Raw genomic sequence first — 17,656 nt, 5'->3', positions numbered from 1 at the left:
CCTGGTGATGCTGGCGCTGGTCGCGATCCTGACCCTGTTCGCCACTCGCGACGTCACCCAGCTGTGGTGGATCGCGCTGCTGGCGGTCGCCGGAGCGCCCTCCCTGCTCGCCCCGCAGCACCGGCTGATCGGGCCGCTGAGCCGGGTGGCCGAGGTGGTGGTGCTGGGGCTGGCCGCGAGCCAGGTCGCCGCTGTCGCGTCGATCGGGGGCACGGTCGACGGGCTCGGCGCCTCGGCTGTGCTGCCCTACCTGGCGGTGCCGGTGACCGTCACCGCCCTGCGCCGCCGCTTCCGCGAGGGCGCGGCGCTGCTCGCGGTGACCGCCGGCACGCTGCTGGTCAGCGGCGCGTTGACCCAGGTCGACGGCGGGCGTCAGCTCGGCCAGGTCGGCTACCTCGCGGTCTGCGCGCAGTGGCTGATCCTCGCCGCGCTCGGGCTCTACGCCGCCGGCACCCTGCACCGGGTGATGGCCGTCCGTGCCGACGGCAAGCCCCAGCCGTACGCCGAGGCGACCCGGCTGTTGACCCAGCTGCGGACGGTGGCCCGGCAACTGCCGGGGGCGACCCTGGACCCGGGCGGCATCTCCGAGCACCTGCTGGAGGAGCTGCGCACGGTGGCCCGGGCGGACCGGGGCGCGGTGCTGTCGGCCAGCGGCGGAGGCCGGCTCGTGGTGCTCGCCCAGGCCGGGGTGGACCGGGTGGACTGGGAGACGACCCTGGACGCGGACTCGGCGATCGCCGACGCCTGGGCCAGCCAGCAGGCCACCACGGCCGCCCGCTCGCAGTCGCGCTCCCACCGGGGTGGGGACGTGTCGGCGCTGATCGTCCCGCTGGTCGCCGGGGTGCGCACGGTGGGGCTGGTGGTGCTGGAGGCGGACGTCGCGCAGGCGTACCCGCCGCCGGTGGTGTCCCGGGTGACCGGGCTGACCCAGCCGGCCGCGCTGCGGCTGGAGGCGGCTCTGCTGTTCGACGAGGTCCGTTCGCTGGCCACCAACGAGGAGCGTCAGCGGCTGGCCCGGGAGATCCACGACGGGGTGGCGCAGGAGCTGGTGATGGTCGGCTACGGCATCGACAACGCCCTGGCCACCGTCTTCGACGACGCGGACGAGACCGCCGAGGCGCTGCGTACGCTGCGCGGCGAGGTGACCCGGGTGATCACCGAGCTGCGGCTGAGCCTGTTCGAGCTGCGCAGCGAGGTGGACCGGCAGGGCGGCCTGGCCGCGGCGATCGCCGAGTACGCCCGGACGGTGGGCGCCTCGGGCGGCTTGCGGGTGCACCTGTCGCTGGACGAGTCCACCGCGCGCCTGCCGGCGGCCACCGAGGCCGAGTTGCTGCGCATCGCGCAGGAGGCGGTGACCAACGCTCGCAAGCACGCCGGAGCCTCGAATCTCTGGGTCACGTGTGAGGTGGACCCCCCGTACGCTCAAATTGAAGTGTCGGATGACGGTCAGGGGATGGCTGACCAGCGCCCCGACGGACGGTACGGTCTTGCGATCATGGCCGAGAGGGCGGAACGTATCCGGGGCCGGTTGGAGATCAGGCCGCGGCAACCCAGCGGCACGACCGTGGCGGTGGTTCTCGGCACCTCGTCCCGGCGCGACAACGTGCGCGACAGCGCAGCACCAGAAGGGGAGTAACCCGAGGATGACCACAAGTCCGACACCGGCCACCCGCACCAAGGTTCTCCTTGTCGACGATCATGACCTGATCCGCAAGGGCCTGCGGCACGCCTTCGAGCGCGACCGTCAGTTCGAGGTCGTCGGCGAGGCCGCGACCGCGGCTGAGGGGGTACGCCAGGCCGGCGCCCTGCAGCCGGACGTGGTGATCATGGATCTGCGGCTGCCCGACGGCAGCGGCCTGGAGGCCACCCGCGCGCTGCGCAAGTCCAGCGCGTCGATGGGCATCGTGGTGCTGACCATGTACGCGGGCGACGACCAGCTCTTCGGCGCCCTGGAGGCCGGCGCGAGCGCCTTCGTGCCGAAGACCGCCCCGGCCGACGAGGTGGTGGCCGCCGCGCGGCACGCCGCCTCCTCGCCCAGCGCGTTCACCGCCGCCGACCTGGCCGAGGCGATGAAGCGTCGGCTCGCCCCGTCCGGCCCGCAGCTCTCCCCCCGGGAGGGGCAGGTGCTGCGGCTGCTCGCCGACGGGATGAGCGTGGCGGGCATCGCGAAGCAGCTGTTCGTGAGCGAGTCCACCGCCAAGACGCACATCTCGAAGCTCTACGAGAAGCTCGGCGCCGCCAACCGGGCACAGGCGCTGATGACCGCGCTGCGGCTCGGCCTGCTCGAAGCGCCGGACGCCCCGAAGTTCTGACCCGCGCCCGCTCGTCGAGCGGGACACCGCGATCGAAGGTCCGTGCCGGCTCGTCGCCGGCGCGGACCTTCGTGTATCGACCGACGTCGGCGGGAATTCGGCGGCACGCTATGGTCTGGCGGGTACGTCGGGGGCAGAATACCCGCGCGGGCGACGACGCCCGCGTCGCGGACTCAAGGGGTTGAGCGCATGCAGCGGCCGGACTGGGCACCCGACACCATCGACATCGAGCGCCCGAGCGTCGCGCGGATGTACGACTACTACCTCGGCGGATCGCACAACTTCGCCGCCGACCGGGCCGCCGCGCAGGCGATGGTGGCCGCCGTCCCGGAGGCGCCGCTGATGGCGCAGGCCAACCGGGCGTTCCTGCGCCGAGCGGTCCACCACCTCGCCGAGGCCGGCGTCCGACAGTTCCTCGACATCGGCTCGGGCATTCCCACAGTCGGCAACGTGCACGAGATCGCCCAGCGCATCGACCCGGAGTCGCGGGTGGTCTATGTGGACGTCGATCCGGTCGCGGTGGCGCACAGCCGGGAGATCCTGGCTGGCAACGACCGCGCGGTGGTCGTACAGGAGGACCTGCGGCACCCGGAGCGGATCCTGGCGCACCCCGACGTCCGCAAGCTGCTCGACCTGAGCCAGCCGGTGGCCGTGATGATCGTGGCCGTCCTGCACTTCGTCTCCGACGACGACCGTCCGGCGGAGCTGCTGGCGACGCTGCGCGACGCGTTGGCGCCCGGCAGCTACCTGGTGCTGTCGCAGGCCAGCGACGACGGGCGCAGCGAGGACGAGCGCGCCGAGGCCGAGCGGGTCTACCGGCGTACCGACAGCCCGCTCTGGATTCGTAACCGGGCCGAGCTGACCGCGCTCTTCGACGGGTTCGAGCTGGTCGACCCGGGCGTCGTCTGGGTGCCACAGTGGCGACCGGACACCCCGGAGAGCGCGGAGGACGCCGAGCGCGCGGTCTTCATGGGCGGCGTCGGACGACTCGGTGACTGAGTCGCCCGGGAAGGCCACCCGCCCGGGCACCTTCGCCCGCGCGTGGGCCAAGGCGGTCTCCGGCACGAGCTACCTGCCGATGACCCAGGCTCAGCTCGAGGCCCTGCTGCACCGGCTCACCGGGCAGTTGGCCGGCGCGCTGCTCGCCGAGCCGTTCGACCTGCGGGCCGGGCACCGGGTCGGCGCCGAGTTGGTCGCCGCGCACATCGCGTCCGCGGAGGGGCTGGGTCGTACGGTCGAGGTCATCCAGCTCCGGCTCGTACGGGACCTGGGACTGGTGGCCGAGGACGTCGAGGACCGGATGGCGCGGCTGCTGGCCGCCGTGGCGACCGGCTACGCCCGCGCGCTGCGCGACCGGACGCTCGACGAGCAGGAGTCGATCCGCCGGGCCGCCATGATGGCCCGGACGCAGGCCGAGCGGGCGCTGCGGGCCAGCGAGGCCCGGTTCCGCCACCAGGCCACCCACGACCCGCTCACCGGCCTGCCCAACCGGACGCTGTTCACCGAACGACTCACCGCCGCCCTCAACGAGCCGGGCCGGGGCGCCCAGCGCATGGGGGTGTGCTTCCTCGACCTGGACCGCTTCAAGGTCGTCAACGACAGCCTGGGGCACCAGGTGGGCGACCGGCTGCTGACCACGGTGGCCGAGCGGCTGCGCCAGGCCCTCGGTGAACATCTGGTGGCCCGCCTCGGCGGCGACGAGTTCGTCATCCTGGTGGAGGGCGCCAGCGGCACCGACGCCGTGGTGGAGGTGGCCGAGAGCGCCCTGGCCGCGGTCCGCACACCGGCGGTGGTCGACGGGCACGAACTCCAGGTCACGGCGAGCATCGGCATCGTCGAGCGGCAGGTGGCCGGGGCCACCCCCAGCGACCTGATGCGGGCGGCCGACAGCACCCTGCACTGGGCGAAGTCGGCCGGCGGGGCGCGCTGGGCGCTCTACGACGCCGAGCGCAACCGCCGTGAGCTGGCCCGCTACGCCCTCTCGGCGGCCATCCCGGCCGCGCTGGAGCGGGGCGAGTTCTACCTCGACTACCAACCCCTGACCTCGCTGCGCGACGGCCGGCTGCTCGGCGTGGAGGCGCTGGTCCGCTGGCGCCATCCGGAGCTGGGCGTCCTGCGGCCGGACAGCTTCATCGCGCTGGCCGAGGAGACCGGCCTGATCGTGCAACTGGGTGGGTGGGTGCTGGCCGAGGCGTGCCGGGAGGCGGAGGCGTGGTCGGCGGAGGGCGTCCAGGCACCGTTCGTGAGCGTCAACCTGGCGGTCCGGCAGGTGCACCGGCCCGGCCTGGTGCAGGAGGTCCGGGCGCTGCTGCGCCAGACCGGCCTGCCGCCCGAGCGACTCCAGTTGGAGATCACCGAGAGCACGATGATGAGCAGCGCCAAGGAGCCCGTGCGCGCGCTGCGGGTGCTGGCCGATCTCGGGGTACGCATCGCCATCGACGACTTCGGCACCGGCTACAGCAACCTGGCGTACCTGCGGGACCTGCCCGTCACCGAGCTGAAGGTGGCCGGGGAGTTCGTGGCCGGCCTGCGCTCGCCGGCGGTGGGGCGTACCGACGAGCGGATCCTCGCCTCGCTGGTGTCGCTGGCACACGCGCTGGACCTGACGGTGACCGCCGAGGGGGTGGAGACCGCCGGGCAGGCCGAGCGGCTGCGGGCGATCGGCTGCGACGCCGCCCAGGGCTGGCATTTCGGCCGGCCGGCCCCCGCCGACCGCATCCTGGCCCGCATCCGCTGAACCCCCGCACCACCAGTAGACAGCGTCTACGCCCGCCTGGTAGACACTGTCTATGAGCGAGGGGGAGGCGGGCCTGCGGGCCCGACTGGTGGCCGCCGGGGTGGACCTCGTGCTGCGCGAGGGCCAGTCGGCGGTGTCACTGCGGGAGATCGCCCGCCGGGCGGGCGTCTCGCACGGCGCGCCGCGCCGCTACTTCCCCACCCACGTCGACCTGCTCTCCGCCATCGCCCGGGAGGGCTTCGCCGACCTCACCGCCCGCGTCGAGGAGACGCTGCGCGCGGCCGGCCCGGACCCGCGTACCCGCCTGGTCGCGCTGGCCCGGACGTACCTGGACTTCGCCGCGGCGCACCACGGCATGTTCGAGCTGATGTTCCGCCACGACCTGCTGGCCAGCGGCCGTCTGCGGCTGCGCGAGACGAGCCTGCCGCTGTTCACCCTCCTGGTCGACCTGGTCGCCCAGGCACGCCAGCCGACCGACGCGCCCGCCCCGGTGCTGGCCGGCGCGCTCTGGGCCAACCTGCACGGCATCGCCCAGCTCTGGGCCTGGGGCAGCCTGCCGCTGGCCACCGGCGTCACCGACGACGACACCCTCCTGCGGGCCGCGCTCGACGCGCACCTCGGCCCCGCGCCGCACTGAACCGGGAGAAGACGTGCCCCTGCTGTACGACATCGGCAAACTGACCGTCGGCACCACCCTGCGGCTGGGCTGGCGGCCCCGCGTGGAAGGGCTGGAGCATCTGCCCCGCCACGGCGGCGCCATCCTCGCCGGCAACCACCTGTCCGTCGCCGACGAGGTGTTCCTCGGCTGCCTGACGCCGCGCCACGTCACCTTCTGGGCCAAGGCCGAGTACTTCACCGGCCGAGGCCCGAGCGGCTGGCTCAGCCGGCGGATCGTCTCCGGCATGGGCGCCATCCGGGTCGAGCGCGCCGGCGGCCGGGCCGCCCTCACGGCCCTCGACGCGGCCGTGCCGGTGCTGCGCGCCGGCGGTCTCGTCGCCATCTACCCGGAGGGCACCCGGTCCCCGGACGGGCGGCTCTACCGGGGTCGGGTCGGCATGACCCGGCTCGCCCGCGACGCCGAGGTGCCGATCATCCCGGTCGGTGTGCTCGGCACCGCCGAGGTCCTGCCGGTCGACGCGCGGCTGCCCCGCCGACACCCGGTCACCCTGCGGTTCGGTCCGCCGATTCCGGTCGCCGGGCGCATCACCGGGCCCCGCGACATCCGGATGATCACCGACGAGGTGATGGCCGCGATCCAACGGCTCACCGACCAGGAGTACGTGCCCCGCTACGCCCCGCCCCGGCCGGCCCGCACCTGAACACGGGCGGCGGTCAGCCGGCGAGCAGAGCCGCCATCCGCTGTGCCTGCGCCTCCCAGCGCCACTCCCGCTCCACCCACGCCCGGCCGGCCGCGCCGAGCTGGCGGGCCAGATCCCGGTCGGCGAGCAGTCGGGCGACCCGGTCGGCGAGCTGGGCGACGTCCCGGCCACGGACCACGTACCCGGTCTCGCCCTCACGGACGGCGTCCGGGGCGCCGCCGGAGTCCCCAGCCACCACCGGCAGACCGGTCGCGGACGCCTCCAGGTAGACGATGCCCAGCCCCTCCACGTCCAGGCCGCGGTTGCGGGTGCGGCAGGGCATCGCGTAGACGTCGCCGGCCGCGTAGTGCGCCGGCAGCGCGGCCGCCGGCACCGAACCGGTGAACACCACGTCCCGCTCGACGCCCATCTGCCGGGCCAGCTTCTCCAGGGTCGCCCGGTACGGACCGCCGCCGACGATCAGCAGCGCCGCGTCGGGCACCCGGCGGCGGATCTCCGGCAGCGCCCGGATCAGCATGTCCTGACCCTTGCGCGGCACCAGTCGGGACACGCACACCACCACCGGCCGGTCGGTCAGCCCCAACCGGGCCCGGACCGGCTCACCGTCCACCGTCGGGTGGTAGGTGTCCACGTCCACCCCGGGCGCCAGCCGGCGCAGGTCGGTCACCCCGTCCAGCACGCGGGCCAGCCGGACGCGGGTGTACTCGCCGAGGTAGGTGGTCACGTCGACACCCCGACCGATGCGCCGCAGCGCCGGCCGGGCAGCCGCCAGCGCCGCCCAGCCGACCTCGTGGCCGTGGGTCTGCGCCACCACCCGGCGTACGCCCGCCCGGCGGCGCAGGCCGCCGGCGAGCAACCCCAGCGGGGCCGCCGCGCCGAACCACACCGTGTCGCAGTCGTACGCGCGGGCGAGGCGGGCCGCCCGGCGGGCGATCAGCGGGGTGGGCAGCAGCACCCGGGTGCGCTCGCGGATCACCTCGAACGGCTGGTCGGCGTCGAACTTCGCGGCGCCGCGCCAGCTCGACGCGTACACGACCACCGACCCGGCCGGCTGACGCACGGCGAGGTTGTGCACGAAGGACTGGATGCCGCCCGGACGGGGCGGAAAGTCGTTGGTGATCAGCAGCGTGCGGCTCATCGGCCAGCCTCCCGGGCGTACGCGCGGGCGGCGGCCATCCGCTCCACGGTGGACGGATGCGAGGCCGAGTAGAGGTATTCCCAGCGCGGCGGATCGGGGTCGCCGAGGTTGACCGAGCCGAGGCGGCGCTGCATCGACTCGAAGGCCACCGGGTCGCGGGTGAGCGCGAGCGCGTGCGCGTCGGCTCGCGCCTCCACCCGCCGCGACATCAGCGCCTGCACCGGGGTGGCGACCAGGCCGGCCACCGTGACCAGGGCGATCAGCAGCGGGAACGCGCGTGGATCGGCCACCGAGTCGACGCCGGCCAACCGCAGCAGCAGCCCCCACGAGCCGAGCAGGTAGAGCGCCACCACGGCGGCGGCGGCGCCCAGCGCCCCGGTCAGCGTGCCCACCGCCACGTCGGAGTCCTTCGCGTGCCCCAACTCGTGCGCCACCACGGCGGTCACCTCGGCGGGGGTGGCCTCGCTCAGCAGCGTGTCGTAGACGACCACCCGGCGGGTCGGCCCGAGGCCGGAGACGTACGCGTTGACCGCCCTGGTGCGCCGCGAGGCGTCGGCGACCAGCACGTCGCGCACCGGCACCCCGTCGCGGGCGGCCATGCTCATCAGCTCGGTGCGCAGCGGACCCTGCTCCATGGGGGTGAACTTGTTGAACACCGGCTCCACCAGCACCGGCAGCACGAACGAGAGCAGCACCACCAGCAGGGCCGCGCCCGCCGCGCCGAACGCCCACCACCAGCGCGGCGCGAACCGGATGACCGCGTAGAAGCCGAACAGCGCCACCGCGCCGATCACGGCGCTGACCGCGTACGACTTGAGCAGGTCGACGGCCCAGCCACTCCATCCGTTGGTGCTCAGCCCGTAGCGGGTCAGCACGCTCTGGCGCCACGCGGAGAACGGGAGGGTGAGCAGGTCGGCGACGAGCACCACGGCGAGACCGCCGAGCACCGCCCGCGCGATCCAGTGCCCGCCGAACGGCCGGCCCACCAGCTCGACCAGGCGGCTGCCCAGCGGGGTGAGGCCGAGCGCGACGGCGATCAGCAGCCCGACGGCGAGCGCGGCGTAGCTCCCGGGGCGCAGCGCGGCACGGAACGCACGCCCCTTGGCCACCTGCTCCGCCGGGAGATCGCGCAGCGCGGCGAGCTGGTCGGCGCGGGGCGCCGGTGGCCGGTGCCAGGGAATGAACAGCGCGGCGGTCACCAGCAGGGCCACCGTCAATCCGGCCAGCGTCAGCAACGCCCAACCGCGCGGGGTCACCGGGGCCCGCCGTGCTCGCGTCGTACCCCGTTCATCCCGCCGCTCCTCCCGCCGTGACCGCCCATCCTATGGCCCGCGAAAAGCCCGCTTCGCCCGCGGTGTCGCGCTCCGGCGACGCGGACGGCCGTGCGGGAACTCAGGCCACCCGGCGGACCCGGCGTGCGGCGACGTCGGGCCGCGCGGGCGCGGCCAGCACCTCGACGTCGAAGCCGGCCCGGGCGAGCACCTCGATGGCCTCGACCTCGGCGGCGACCAGCCCGGCCGCCGGGGACGTCTCGTCGAACAGGGCGGTCAGCGGGCAGCCGGCACAGCCGTCGGCCCGTTTCGCGCACCCGTCGCAGTCGATGAGCATCACGCCTCCTGATCGCTGGCGATGCGCGGTCGACGCCCTGTCGTCGTCGCCCGAGCACCGTCGGTCACATCGACGCTATCCACCGGGTACGACAGAACCGCCCGCACCGCCCCGTTGAGGGCTAGATCGACTCCAGATCAGCGAAATCGGGGTATCCCGGCCGGCCGGACACCCCGACATCGCCGACCTCGTGTCGATCAAGGTGCCGCGGTAGCCCACGGGCCCCCGATCGTCGTCGATCCAATCGCCGGTCAACTGCCGGTCAAGCGCCTGTTCCCTCGACCGGGGCCGCTGCGATCGTTGCGGTACGGCCGATCCACCGCCCGACGAGGGTCCACCGACGCACCTGCCGGGCCGGGTGCAACCGGCCGTCCACGTTGATCCATCGGAGGATTCGAATGCGCGGACCATCCTCGACCACACGCTCCCGGCTCTCGGCCGTCGCGCTCCTCGCGGCCACCGCGACGGCCGCGGGCGGGCTCGTCGCCACGCCGGCGCAGGCCACCTCGGCGCTCGGCTGCAACTACCCCCGCGTCTGCTTCTGGGTGACCGGGAACCCGTACGACGGCGCCCCGCCGACCGCGTCGTTCCAGGACAACTACTACCAGACCCTCGGGTCCCGGAGCAGGGGCGCGGACTGGGTCTACAACAGCCGCAACGACGACGGCGCGAAGATCTTCTACTCCAACGGCGACTGGGTGTGCGTCTCCCCGGGCGAGCTGGCCTACCTCGAGCCGTACGGCTACGCGGTGGCCCTCGACATCATGGACTCCCCGTACTGCTCCTACTGACCGCTCGCCGGAGGTTGAAGACATGAATCCACGACGTCTCCTGGCCGCGTGCGCCGTCACGGTGACCGCAGCGGTCGGCCTGGTCGCCACACCGGCGTTCGCCGGCGGCTACTTCCAGACGAAGACGGACCTGAACCTGCGCTACTGCCAGTGGCTGAACAACTCGCAGTGCTCGGTCATCCTCACGATCCCCAAGGGCCAGTCGGTCTACCTGAACTGCTGGGCGACCGGATCGTCGGTCAACGGCGACACCGTCTGGTACAACGCGTTCTACGGCAGCGCGAACGGCATGCTCGCCGGTGACTACATGTACACCGGCCACGACCCGAACCCCGCCGTCTCCCGCTGCGGCTGACACGCGATCCGGCCGCTGGCGCTGACGCACCAGCGGCCGGATCCGTACGTCACGGGTAGTACACCCGAGGGCTGGTGAAGATGCCGTGCAACGTTCCGCTGCACGTGTAGACCTCGACCACCGCCACGGCGGAGCCCTTGAAGTTGTTCATCACGTTGACGTTGCGGCTGATCGGCCCGAATCGGCCGGTCCGGTTGAGGTCGTAGTAGATCCAGGAGGTGTTGCCGTTGTTCGTGGTCCGCAACTGCAGGTACGCCGTGCACCGGGACTGGTCCGGTGTGGCGTTCATGTAGAAGTCACCCACCACGGTCTGGTTGGAACCCTGGTACGAGATGCACGAGCTGATCGGGTAGGCCCCGGTGCAGCCGCCACCCGAGGCCGCCAGGGCCGGTCCCGGGGCGACGAGGAGCGCCGCCAGTGTGACAACCGTGCCGAGGATGGTGCCCAGCAGTCTTTTTCTCATACCGTTCGCCTGCCTTTGTCCGGTGCCCGACGGTGCCGGGCGGATGCGGACACCGTCGCCGACCGAACCTGCAGGAACCTCGCCGTATTCTTGCCCGCCCCGACAGCTCGGCCCGACAGCTCGGCCCGGGCGCGCGGTCAGGAGCGGGCGAGGCGGCGCAACAGCGAGTCGGCGCCCAGCGGGTACGCGCCGTGCCGGCGTACGCCGTCGGCGACCTCGCGGTCGGACGAGATCACGACGACCGGGCGGCCCGCCGGCTCGGCGCGGACCAGGCGGCGGATCAGCTCGTCGGCGGTCTCCCCCTTGCGGGAGAAGAGCACCCGGACGCCGCGGGGCGCGGGCGGCAGCCCGTGCATCCGTTCGGCGCCGTCGAACACGACGGTGACCTCGTCGCCGGTCTGCGCGGCGATCCCGCCCAGCCCGGTGATGAGGCGCTTGCGCTGCTGCTCCAACGACATCTCGCCGAAGCCGCGCTTGGTGACGTTGTAGCCGTCCACCACGAGGTGCGCCCGGGGCAGGGCGAGCAGCTGGTCCAGTCGGGCCGGGTCGTCGGTGTCGCGGGCACGGGCGGCCGGGCCGGCCGGGGCGGTGCCCGGCTGCTCGGCGAACGCGTCGGCGACGAAGTCGGCGGGGAGCTTGTCCACCGGGTCGAGCGCCAGCTCCCGGCGCAGCCCGACGGCGGCCTGACCGATGGTCTCCAGCAGCAGCCAGAGGCGGGCGTCGTCGACCGAACGCGCCTCCTTGGCGCTGGCCCGGGCCACCCCGGCGGCGGCCTCGGCCTCGGCGAGCCGGGCGCGGGCGCGGCGCAGTTCGGCGTCCACGTCGGCGCTGGCGCGTGCGGCCCGGCCGCGTTCGGTGGCCAGGAGTTCGCTGGCCTTGCGCTCACGGGCCTGCGTCTCGCGCAGGGTACGGGCCAGTTGACGGGACTCCTCGCGGAGCTGGCCCAGCTCCTCGCGGACCCGCGCCAGCTCGTCGCGGAGCTTCTCGGCCTCGACCCGGGCCACCGCCCGGTCGTGTTCGGCGCGGGTGGCCCGCTGCTCGGCCTCACGGACCAGCTCGGCGACGACGGCGCTGTCCGCCTCGGCGCGGACCGCGGCGCCGCTGGCGTCGATCAGCTCCCGCCAGCCGCGGGGTCGGGCCAGGTAGGCCAGCGCGGCCACCTCGACCGGGTCGGCGGCGGCCGGCGCGGTGCCCTCGACCACGGCCGCGCCGAGGTCACCGGCGTCGGCAAGCACCCGGGCGGTGACCCTTTGCCGAAACAGCGGGTCGGCGGTGAGCTGGGCGGCGATGGCCGGGGTGCCGAGCCGGGCCCGTCGGTTGGGGGCGAACTTGGCCACCCGGCGCAGCGGCACCGGCACCTCGTCGGCGGGCAGGGTGGGCAGCACGGTGGCGGTCAGCGCCACGATCCGCTGCCGGACCGGCTCGGGCAGCGTCGGCTCCGGCTCGACCGCCGGATCGGCACCCGAATCGGCAGGTGTGTCACTGCTGTCCGGGTCGCCCACGGCACCGCCGCCCCCGACCGGATCCTCCTGCGGGAGGTGGTCGTCGTACGGCTCGGTGAGGGGCATGTGGCAAGTCTCCCACCGCGACCGGGCCCACCGCCCGGTGAGTGAGCCGATCTCTCATCCTAGCCCCATGGTGACTGCTGGGACGGCTGCGACGGGAGTGTCGGACCGGGGCGCTAGCGTGCCGCCGATGGCACAGGCGGAGTACGTCCAGGAGTCACTGGCCGGTCTCGACCCGGCGGTGGGCGGGGTGGACCCGGCCCTGCCGCTGTACGCGACGACCTTCGTGGTGGTCGACCTGGAGACCACCGGCGGCGCGCCCGACGGCGGCGGCATCACCGAGATCGGCGCGGTCAAGGTGCGCGGTGGCGAGCAGCTGGGCGAGCTGGCCACCCTGGTCAACCCGGGGCAGCCGATTCCGCCGTTCATCACCGTGCTGACCGGGATCACCCAGGCCATGCTGGTGCCGGCGCCGCCGATCGAGCAGGTGCTGCCCAGCTTCCTGGAGTTCATCGCCGACGCGGTGCTGGTCGCCCACAACGCCCCGTACGACGTGGGGTTCCTCAAGGCCGCCTGCGCGAAGCACGGGCACCGCTGGCCCAACCCGCGCGTGCTGGACACGGCGGCGTTGGCCCGGCGGGTGCTGACCCGCGACGAGGTGCCCAACCGCAAGCTGGGCACCCTTGCCGCCTACTTCCGCACCGCCACCCAGCCCACCCACCGGGCGCTCGACGACGCGAAGGCCACCGTCGACGTGCTGCACGGTCTGATCGGCCGGCTCGGCGGGCACCGGGTGGACACCGTCGGCGACGCCATCGAGTTCGCCCGCGCGGTCACCCCGACGCAGCGCCGCAAGCGCCACCTGGCCGAGGGGCTGCCCAAGGTGCCGGGGGTCTACATCTTCCGGGCCGCCGACGACCGGCCGCTCTACGTCGGCACCTCGGGCGACATCGCCACCCGGGTGCGCAGCTACTTCACCGCCGGTGAGAAGCGCGCCCGGATCTCCGAGATGTTGGGCGCGGCCGAGCGGGTCGAGGCGGTGGAGTGCGCCCACTCGCTGGAGGCGGAGGTCCGCGAGCTGCGGTTGATCGCCGCGCACGCCCCGCCGTACAACAGGCGGTCGAAATACCCGGAGCGGATGGTTTGGCTCAAGCTGACCGACGGGCCGTACCCCCGGTTGTCGATCGTGCGGGATCTGTCCCCCACGGACACCGCCTACCTCGGGCCCTTCACCTCCCGGCGGGCCGCCGAGCTGGCCGCCGCCGGCTTCCACGACGCGGTGCCGCTGCGCCAGTGCACGCACCGGCTCTCGCTGCGCACCGTCACGCCGGCCTGCGCGCTGGCCGAGCTGGGTCGCTGCCCGGCGCCCTGCGAACACAAGATCACTCCAGAGGAGTACGACGACAGAGCAGCCGGGCCGTTCCGCACCGCGACCGCCAGCGACCCGCAACCGGTGGTGGACGCGCTGCTGGCCCGGATCGACGTGCTCGCGGCCGACCAGCGCTACGAGGAGGCCGCCGTGGTGCGGTCCCGGCTGGCCGCGGTGCTGCGCGCCACCGTGCGGATGCAGCGGCTGGCGGCGCTGACCGGGATCGTGGAGCTGGCCGCCGCCCGACCGGCCGCCCGGGGCGGCTGGGAGCTGGCCCTGGTCCGGCACGGTCGCCTGGCCGGAGCCGGGGTGTCCCCGCCCGGCGTCCACCCGCGACCCACGCTGAACGCCATCCGCGCCACCGCCGAGACGGTGTCGGGCGGGCACGGCCCGGTGCCGTCGGCCACGGCGGAGGAATCCGAGCGCATCCTGTCCTGGTTGGAGCGGCCGGAGACCCGGCTAGTCGAGATGTCGTCCGGTTGGTCCTCGCCGGCGGGCGGGGCGGGCCGCTTCCGTGACCTGCTGGCGAAGGCCGAGAGCGGGGCGTCGCACCAACTCTCGACCGAACGCTCATGACCAACTGACCGATCGGACTACGTCGACTCCCTTAGGCTGTTAGAGAAGTGCAGTCCTGCCCGTTTCGTGGGCCTGCTCCCGATCGCCCGGTCCGGCGGTCGCGGAGCCGGGGTGAGGAGGTGTCCCTCGTGGACGTCGACGCCGGACACGGCGCCGCCCTGGGGGGCGCCCTGCCGACCCGGTCTGGTGAGCTGCCCCTGACCCGCCGACTGCGGTCGTTGCTGACCTGGCCGACCACCGACTCCGACCCGGTCACGCACCTGGTCCGCACCCATCGGGGCATCCACGCGGGCACCGACCCCGCCGTGCTGCGCCGGGCGTACACGATCGCGGAGAACATGCACCGCGGCCAGTTCCGCAAGAGCGGGGAACCGTACATCACCCACCCCCTCGCGGTGGCGCAGATCTGCGCCGAGCTGGGCATGGACACCACGACCCTGGTGGCGGCGCTGCTGCACGACACGGTCGAGGACACCCGCTACACGCTCCAGGCGCTGTCGGAGGACTTCGGCGGCGAGGTGGCCCACCTGGTCGACGGGGTGACGAAGTTCGACAAGGCGTTCTACGGCAAGGCCGCCGAGGCGGAGACGATCCGCAAGATGATCGTCGCGGCCGCCAAGGACGTCCGGGTGCTGATCATCAAGCTGGCCGACCGGCTGCACAACATGCGCACGCTCGGAGTGCGCTCCGCGGCGTCCCGGGAACGGATCGCCCGCAAGACCCAGGAGGTGCTGGTCCCGCTCTGCGACCGGCTGGGCATCCAGACCCTCAAGCGCGAGCTGGACGACGTGGTGCTGCTGCACCTGGAGCCCGAGGAGCACGCCCGGCTGGCCCGGCACGTGCACGATCGGCCCGGCTGGGACTCCTACCTCGACGCGGTGGTGACACGGGCCCGGGTGGCGCTGCGCCGCAGCCGGGTCGACGCCGAGGTGAGCCCGCGCCCCCGGCACCTCTACTCGATCTGGAAGGACACCATCGCCGGCGGCCACACCGCCCCGTACGACCTGCCCCGCATCTCGGTGGTGGTCGACGGCCCGGCCACCGACTGTTACGCCGCGCTGGGCGCGATCCACGGGACGTGGCGGCCGATCCCGGGCCGTTTCAAGGACTTCATCGCCTCACCGAAGAACAACCTCTACCGCTCGCTGCACACAAGCGTCTGCGGCCCGCAGGACCGCACGGTGGAGGTGCTGATCCGCACCGAGGAGATGCACCGCTCGGCCGAGTACGGCATCGCCGCCGACTTCCGCTTCCCGCGCTCGGGCAGCGGCAGCGCGGCGGCCCGGGCCGAGCAGTTGGACTGGCTGCGCCGCGTGCTCGACTGGGAGCCGGACGCCGCCGACCCGGCACAGTTCTACGAGTCGCTGCGCTGCGACCTCGCCGAGGGCCAGATCCAGGTCTTCGCCGACGGGCGTCAGGTGGTGCTGCCGGCCGGCGCCACACCTGTCGACCTGGCGTACGAGCTGGGCAGCCAGCGGGGCGACCACTGCCTCGCCGCCCGGATCAACGGCCGGCTCGCGCCGCTGAGCTCGGAGCTGGACGAGGGCGACGTGGTGGAGATCTTCACCGAGAACGACGGCGACAACGGCTTCGAGGCCGGCGTAGCGCCACGCGGCCCGCGCAAGGAGTGGCTGGGCTTCGTCAAGTCGCCGCACGCGCAGATGCAGATCAACAGGTGGTTCGCCGAGCACACCGAGCCGGGCATCACGATCAGCGACAAGGTCCGCCTCGGTCGGGCCACCATCGGGCTCGCCCTGCGCCAGCACAACCGCGGCCTCGCCAGCGACCTGCCGCTGCTGCGGCTCTCCGAGGAGCTGGGCTATCCCGACCTGGAGACCCTGCTGGTCGCGGTCTTCGACCGGGTGATCGAACCGGACACCGTGGTACGCCAGCTCATCGACCTGGTCGACCATCGACAGTGACCCGCCCGGCCCCAGCGCGTCCGAAGGACATTCGTGACCACTAGCCTGGGGTCATGATCCCCCGTTCCCGCGCCACCGGTCGGGCCATCTTCTACCAGGCCTTCTACCGATTGCCGCTGCCGGTGCGCCGTCGCCTGGTCAAGCTGGCCGTGCCCAAGTACATCGTCGGGGCGGTCACCCTGGTCCGTGACTCCGAGGCGACGGGCGCGGGCCGACTGCTGATGCTGCGCCAGCCCCCCGGCAAGGGCTGGTCGCTGCCCGCCGGCCTGCTCAACCGGGCCGAGCCTCCGGTCGTGGGCGCGGTCCGCGAACTGTTCGAGGAGTCCGGCATCCGGCTGCCACCGTCCCGGCTGCGCCCGGCGGTGCCGAACGCGATCGTGCACGCCAAGGGCTGGGTGGACATGGTCTTCGAGACCGAGGTGCCGGCGTCCAGCACCGAACTGGCGGTCGACGGCGCGGAGGTCTTCGAGGCCGCCTGGCATCCGCTGGACGACCTGCCCAAGCTGACCTGGCCGACGGCCCGGCTGCTCGCCTACTACGACATCGGGCCGCTGGCCGGGAAGTTCCCGCCTCCGGTGCCCGACACCGCGCCGTGAGCGAAGCGGGCGGGCCGGCGGACCTCTGCGCGGTCGTGCTCGCCGCGGGTGAGGGCACCCGGCTGCGCCCGCTCACCGCACGGGTGCCCAAGGCGCTCTGCCCGGTCGGCAACGTGGCACTGCTGGACCGGGCGCTGGCCCGCCTGGCCGGCCTCGGCCTGAGCGGCCCCGCACGCGTCGCGGTGAACGCCTGCTACCTCGCCGACCAGGTGGTCGCGCACGTCGGCGATCGCGCCCACCTGTCGGTGGAGCCCGGTGACCCGCTCGGCACCGCCGGTGGGGTGGCCAACCTGCGGGACTGGATCGGCGGCCGGCCGGTGCTGGTCGGCAACGCCGACGCGTACCTGGCCGACCCGGCCACTCCCCCGGGCCCCGACGTGGCCGCGCTGTTGGACGGCTGGGACGGGGAGTCCGTACGCCTGCTCGGGCAGCCCGCCGCCGACCCGAGGGCGCCCGGCACCTTCGCCGGGCACTGCTTCACGGGGTTCTCGCTGCTGCCGTGGCGGCTGGTCCGCGACCTGCCGGTGGTCTTCTCCGACCTGGTACGCGCGGTGTGGCGGCCGGCCGAGGCGGCCGGCGCGCTGGAGGTGGTGCCCTACCCGGGCACCTTCTACGACACCGGCACCCCCGCCGACTACCTGGCGGCCAACCTGCACGCCGCGAGCGGCGACGTGCTGGTCGACCCGGCCGCCACGGTGACCGGGCGCTGCGTGGAGTCGGTGGTCGGCGCGGGCGCACGGGTCGACGGCGACGTGCGCCGCACCGTGGTCTGGCCCGGCGCCCTCGTGCGCAGCGGCGAACGGCTGCACGACGCGATCCGGTTCGGGGACGCCGGCACCGTCCAAGCCGCCCAGCACGGCTGACCCGCGTCGGCGCGTCGGCGGGATGATTCGTGTTAGCGGTATACCTGTGGGTCATAAATATGACTCACAGGTATACCGCTCGTTGGCGACACGCCTGCCCAA

General features: G+C 73.7%; 17 protein-coding genes. 12 read left to right on the top strand and 5 right to left on the bottom strand.

Annotated features, from left to right (window positions below):
* Window positions 1-7 precede the first annotated feature (7 nt).
* The 6 genes from ACFYPR_RS10740 (at window position 8) to ACFYPR_RS10715 (ending at window position 6,368) form a co-directional block, all read left to right on the top strand.
* Complete coding sequence (locus ACFYPR_RS10740) at window positions 8-1,636, top strand: GAF domain-containing sensor histidine kinase (RefSeq protein WP_387180547.1); 1,629 nt, start codon at window positions 8-10, stop codon at window positions 1,634-1,636.
* A 7-nt stretch (window positions 1,637-1,643) separates the two neighbouring features.
* Window positions 1,644-2,312 (top strand): response regulator transcription factor, encoded by a 669-nt coding sequence (locus tag ACFYPR_RS10735; RefSeq protein ID WP_007072219.1) that lies wholly within the window; start codon window positions 1,644-1,646, stop codon window positions 2,310-2,312.
* 189 nt (window positions 2,313-2,501) lie between these two features.
* The gene (locus ACFYPR_RS10730) at window positions 2,502-3,311 is read left to right on the top strand and encodes an SAM-dependent methyltransferase (RefSeq protein ID WP_354858194.1); all 810 of its coding nucleotides are present in this window, start codon (window positions 2,502-2,504) and stop codon (window positions 3,309-3,311) included.
* A gap of 79 nt (window positions 3,312-3,390) precedes the next feature.
* Entirely contained in the window at window positions 3,391-5,049 is a 1,659-nt protein-coding gene (locus tag ACFYPR_RS10725; protein WP_354858261.1) for an EAL domain-containing protein, read from the top strand.
* Between the two features lie 52 nt (window positions 5,050-5,101).
* Complete coding sequence (locus ACFYPR_RS10720; protein WP_354858191.1) at window positions 5,102-5,686, top strand: TetR/AcrR family transcriptional regulator; 585 nt, start codon at window positions 5,102-5,104, stop codon at window positions 5,684-5,686.
* A gap of 13 nt (window positions 5,687-5,699) precedes the next feature.
* Window positions 5,700-6,368 (top strand): lysophospholipid acyltransferase family protein, encoded by a 669-nt coding sequence (locus ACFYPR_RS10715; RefSeq protein WP_363939242.1) that lies wholly within the window; start codon window positions 5,700-5,702, stop codon window positions 6,366-6,368.
* Between the two features lie 13 nt (window positions 6,369-6,381).
* Here ACFYPR_RS10715 and ACFYPR_RS10710 read toward each other — a convergent pair whose 3' ends face one another.
* The 3 genes from ACFYPR_RS10710 to ACFYPR_RS10700 form a co-directional block, all read right to left on the bottom strand.
* Window positions 6,382-7,506, bottom strand: coding sequence for a glycosyltransferase family 4 protein (locus ACFYPR_RS10710; protein ID WP_354858187.1), 1,125 nt, complete (start codon window positions 7,504-7,506; stop codon window positions 6,382-6,384).
* Window positions 7,503-8,762, bottom strand: coding sequence for a M48 family metallopeptidase (locus tag ACFYPR_RS10705; RefSeq protein WP_355066905.1), 1,260 nt, complete (start codon window positions 8,760-8,762; stop codon window positions 7,503-7,505). The genes ACFYPR_RS10710 and ACFYPR_RS10705 overlap by 4 nt, the downstream gene beginning before the upstream one ends.
* Window positions 8,763-8,898: 136 nt before the next feature.
* Window positions 8,899-9,114 carry a hypothetical protein gene (locus ACFYPR_RS10700; RefSeq protein ID WP_355134945.1) on the bottom strand — a complete coding sequence of 72 codons (216 nt, stop codon included), beginning with the start codon at window positions 9,112-9,114 and terminating at the stop codon, window positions 8,899-8,901.
* A gap of 398 nt (window positions 9,115-9,512) precedes the next feature.
* Here ACFYPR_RS10700 and ACFYPR_RS10695 point away from each other — a divergent pair, with 398 nt between their 5' ends.
* A complete protein-coding gene (locus ACFYPR_RS10695; protein ID WP_354858182.1) occupies window positions 9,513-9,905 on the top strand; it encodes a hypothetical protein in 393 nt (130 codons plus the stop codon).
* 22 nt (window positions 9,906-9,927) lie between these two features.
* Window positions 9,928-10,260 carry a hypothetical protein gene (locus ACFYPR_RS10690; protein ID WP_355066906.1) on the top strand — a complete coding sequence of 111 codons (333 nt, stop codon included), beginning with the start codon at window positions 9,928-9,930 and terminating at the stop codon, window positions 10,258-10,260.
* A gap of 49 nt (window positions 10,261-10,309) precedes the next feature.
* On the opposite strand, the gene ACFYPR_RS10685 is transcribed toward ACFYPR_RS10690, so the two are convergent.
* Both ACFYPR_RS10685 and ACFYPR_RS10680 read right to left on the bottom strand, forming a co-directional pair.
* Window positions 10,310-10,723 (bottom strand): hypothetical protein, encoded by a 414-nt coding sequence (locus tag ACFYPR_RS10685; RefSeq protein ID WP_354858179.1) that lies wholly within the window; start codon window positions 10,721-10,723, stop codon window positions 10,310-10,312.
* A gap of 137 nt (window positions 10,724-10,860) precedes the next feature.
* Window positions 10,861-12,291 (bottom strand): NYN domain-containing protein, encoded by a 1,431-nt coding sequence (locus tag ACFYPR_RS10680; protein ID WP_355066907.1) that lies wholly within the window; start codon window positions 12,289-12,291, stop codon window positions 10,861-10,863.
* 127 nt (window positions 12,292-12,418) lie between these two features.
* Between ACFYPR_RS10680 and ACFYPR_RS10675 the strand changes: the two genes are divergently transcribed.
* The 4 genes from ACFYPR_RS10675 to ACFYPR_RS10660 all read left to right on the top strand — a co-directional run bounded on the left by ACFYPR_RS10675 (window position 12,419) and on the right by ACFYPR_RS10660 (window position 17,554).
* Window positions 12,419-14,173 (top strand): DEDD exonuclease domain-containing protein, encoded by a 1,755-nt coding sequence (locus ACFYPR_RS10675; RefSeq protein WP_387259564.1) that lies wholly within the window; start codon window positions 12,419-12,421, stop codon window positions 14,171-14,173.
* Between the two features lie 128 nt (window positions 14,174-14,301).
* Window positions 14,302-16,095: an HD domain-containing protein gene (locus ACFYPR_RS10670; protein WP_354861576.1), complete on the top strand. Its 1,794-nt coding sequence runs from the start codon at window positions 14,302-14,304 to the stop codon at window positions 16,093-16,095.
* 53 nt (window positions 16,096-16,148) lie between these two features.
* Window positions 16,149-16,691 (top strand): NUDIX hydrolase, encoded by a 543-nt coding sequence (locus tag ACFYPR_RS10665; RefSeq protein WP_387259562.1) that lies wholly within the window; start codon window positions 16,149-16,151, stop codon window positions 16,689-16,691.
* Window positions 16,688-17,554 (top strand): sugar phosphate nucleotidyltransferase, encoded by an 867-nt coding sequence (locus tag ACFYPR_RS10660; protein ID WP_387180094.1) that lies wholly within the window; start codon window positions 16,688-16,690, stop codon window positions 17,552-17,554. The genes ACFYPR_RS10665 and ACFYPR_RS10660 overlap by 4 nt, the downstream gene beginning before the upstream one ends.
* Window positions 17,555-17,656: the final 102 nt, after the last annotated feature.

The sequence above is a fragment of the Micromonospora sp. NPDC005254 genome, from assembly GCF_042872525.1.
In the GTDB taxonomy this organism is placed as follows: domain Bacteria; phylum Actinomycetota; class Actinomycetes; order Mycobacteriales; family Micromonosporaceae; genus Micromonospora.
Note: the sequence above shows the minus strand (reverse complement) of the source record. Positions and strands in the feature narration are given on the sequence as shown.

Excerpts from the sequence above, each read along its gene's own strand:
- ACFYPR_RS10740 (WP_387180547.1), top strand. The coding sequence starts at position 8 with ATGCTGGCGCTGGTCGCGATCCTGACCCTGTTCGCCACTCGCGACGTC.
- ACFYPR_RS10735 (WP_007072219.1), top strand. The coding sequence starts at position 1,644 with ATGACCACAAGTCCGACACCGGCCACCCGCACCAAGGTTCTCCTTGTC.
- ACFYPR_RS10730 (WP_354858194.1), top strand. The coding sequence starts at position 2,502 with ATGCAGCGGCCGGACTGGGCACCCGACACCATCGACATCGAGCGCCCG.
- ACFYPR_RS10725 (WP_354858261.1), top strand. The coding sequence starts at position 3,391 with ATGACCCAGGCTCAGCTCGAGGCCCTGCTGCACCGGCTCACCGGGCAG.
- ACFYPR_RS10720 (WP_354858191.1), top strand. The coding sequence starts at position 5,102 with ATGAGCGAGGGGGAGGCGGGCCTGCGGGCCCGACTGGTGGCCGCCGGG.
- ACFYPR_RS10710 (WP_354858187.1), bottom strand. The coding sequence starts at position 7,506 with ATGAGCCGCACGCTGCTGATCACCAACGACTTTCCGCCCCGTCCGGGC.
- ACFYPR_RS10700 (WP_355134945.1), bottom strand. The coding sequence starts at position 9,114 with ATGCTCATCGACTGCGACGGGTGCGCGAAACGGGCCGACGGCTGTGCC.
- ACFYPR_RS10695 (WP_354858182.1), top strand. The coding sequence starts at position 9,513 with ATGCGCGGACCATCCTCGACCACACGCTCCCGGCTCTCGGCCGTCGCG.
- ACFYPR_RS10690 (WP_355066906.1), top strand. The coding sequence starts at position 9,928 with ATGAATCCACGACGTCTCCTGGCCGCGTGCGCCGTCACGGTGACCGCA.
- ACFYPR_RS10685 (WP_354858179.1), bottom strand. The coding sequence starts at position 10,723 with ATGAGAAAAAGACTGCTGGGCACCATCCTCGGCACGGTTGTCACACTG.
- ACFYPR_RS10680 (WP_355066907.1), bottom strand. The coding sequence starts at position 12,291 with ATGCCCCTCACCGAGCCGTACGACGACCACCTCCCGCAGGAGGATCCG.
- ACFYPR_RS10675 (WP_387259564.1), top strand. The coding sequence starts at position 12,419 with ATGGCACAGGCGGAGTACGTCCAGGAGTCACTGGCCGGTCTCGACCCG.
- ACFYPR_RS10665 (WP_387259562.1), top strand. The coding sequence starts at position 16,149 with ATGATCCCCCGTTCCCGCGCCACCGGTCGGGCCATCTTCTACCAGGCC.